Here is a 2,080-nt window from a genome sequence, read left to right on the forward strand (position 1 = left end):
GGTTGCTGAACTACGAACTGGCACACCCCGCATGATTCATGCAGGAAGTCTATTGACTGACTGGGGTTATGAGCACAAAACGGTCTGTCATGGGGCGGGTGAATACGCTCGTGATGACGATGGCGATGGGTTCTGCGAAGTCCATGTCAACACGATGGAGGGCTTTTGGTCGCTCTTGCGCTCCTGGTTGCGTCCGCATCGCGGCATCTCTCAGGAAAAGTTGCCGCTATATTTAGCTTTCTTTGAGTTTGTCCACAATACCAAAAAACGAGGCAAAGCCTTGCTCAGTGCTTTATTGGACACTCTTCTCCCTTAACTCCCTGAATTACCTATTGAGCCATGATTTGTTTGTTTGCTCTCATGCGTTGCTTCGATCGCCTCATTGACTGCGCTATCAAACGGTGCGCTCGCTGAACGTCGCGTTAAACCTGATGAAGCAGCCTCGATCGACCTGATGCCTTGCCACCAAAGCAGTGGGTTAGAATGGATGCATCAGGCGGGCATACCGATGAATTGATCGACCTGCCTATGGAAATACACCTGCCGAAGAGAATATCCGGAAAGTTCGCGTAAGATTTTTCTATACCAGTAAATTATTTGGAAAACGCTTTGGAATGCATCTAAAGCGAACGCAAGAGGCAGAAGGCAATCTTTGTTGATTGAGTCGCTTCAGAAGGTCTACTACCTCAAAGCAAAAAAAAGTGACAAATAGGACATTCGCCTTCATTAGAAACTGCTCAACACGTTTTCGCGTACTCTTTATGATCAGAAGTACATCTCCTTCAAACCGTTACTCATATGGGTGAGGAGAAAGGGTTAATACTAATGACGAAATGCCGAGGGCTTGCTGATGAATAAGGTGGATTTGACTCAAGTTGATGGCACGCAATTGCAATCAACACTCGGTTCTCCAGTTGCCTATGCTGATGTAGAAGCCGCTGCCAGTCGCCTTGACGGTCAGGCGCATCGAACTCCGGTGATGACTTCCACAACGATCGATCGCCAAACTGGAAGCCGGGTTTTCTTCAAGTGTGAGAACTTCCAGCGCATCGGAGCCTTTAAGTTTCGCGGTGCTTACAATGCGCTGGTGCAGCTACCAGAAGAACAGCGTCGGCGCGGTGTGCTGGCCTTCTCATCGGGAAATCATGCTCAGGCGATCGCGCTGTCCGGTCAATTGCTCAATATTCCCACCACGATCGTCATGCCAGAAGATGCGCCTGCTGTAAAACTCGCCGCTACTCGCGGTTACGGTGCCGAAGTAGTGACCTACAATCGCTTGACTGATTCGCGGGAAGCGCTGGCACAATCATTGGCAGGCGATCGCGGCTTGACGCTCATTCCACCCTTTGACCATCCACACGTCATTGCGGGACAGGGTACGGCAGCAAAAGAACTGATCGAAGAAGTGGGAGCACTGGATCTTCTATTGGTCTGCTGTGGTGGGGGTGGACTGCTATCGGGTTGCGCGATCGCCACCCATGCCCTGTCGCCCTCCTGCCGCGTGATTGGGGTCGAGCCGAAACGTGCCGATGATGCCACGCGATCGTTCTATGCCAAAACCCTGCAAACGGTAGAAAATCCAGACACGATCGCCGATGGTGCGCGTACTGCATCCCTTGGCACACTCACCTTTCCGCTGATCCTGCACTACGTCCACGATATGGTCACAGTTTCCGAAGCCGCCATTCTCCGTGCCATGTTCTTCCTGTGGGAGCGCCTGAAGCTGGTCGTTGAACCCACCGGAGCGTTAGCCACGGCTGCATTGCTAGAAGGTATCATCCACGAACCGGGTGCTCGCATTGGGGTCATCATCAGCGGCGGCAACGTGGATCTCAAACAAGCAGGCAAACTATTTGCCAAAGTCACAAAACCGCCAAAACCTCAACCCCACGCTCCCTGGGCAGCAGAGTTGAGTTAGAAGACGTTCAGCTCATGCAGGTAGTCGGCCTTTAATCACCTGTCCTAAAGACTTGAGAACGTGCAACACCTCTACCAACTCGTTACCTGGTGACAGCAGGGAAAAGACTAGAACTTACGCATTGACAGAAGTGGCAATGTCTGAAGTCAGACAACAGCCGAT

General features: G+C 51.6%; 2 protein-coding genes. Both read left to right on the top strand.

The window, feature by feature from the left end:
- Positions 1–316: transposase (locus AC5JLP_RS18790; RefSeq protein ID WP_496069470.1), on the top strand; the 316-nt coding region annotated here is incomplete at its 5' end.
- A gap of 534 nt (positions 317–850) precedes the next feature.
- The gene (locus AC5JLP_RS18795; RefSeq protein ID WP_496069471.1) at positions 851–1,918 is read left to right on the top strand and encodes a threo-3-hydroxy-L-aspartate ammonia-lyase; all 1,068 of its coding nucleotides are present in this window, start codon (positions 851–853) and stop codon (positions 1,916–1,918) included.
- The last annotated feature ends 162 nt before the right edge of the window (positions 1,919–2,080 follow it).

The organism is Stenomitos rutilans, assembly GCF_059505485.1.

What these genes read in the sequence shown, in the direction of transcription:
- AC5JLP_RS18795 (WP_496069471.1), top strand. Translation starts at nt 851, where the DNA reads ATGAATAAGGTGGATTTGACTCAAGTTGATGGCACGCAATTGCAATCA.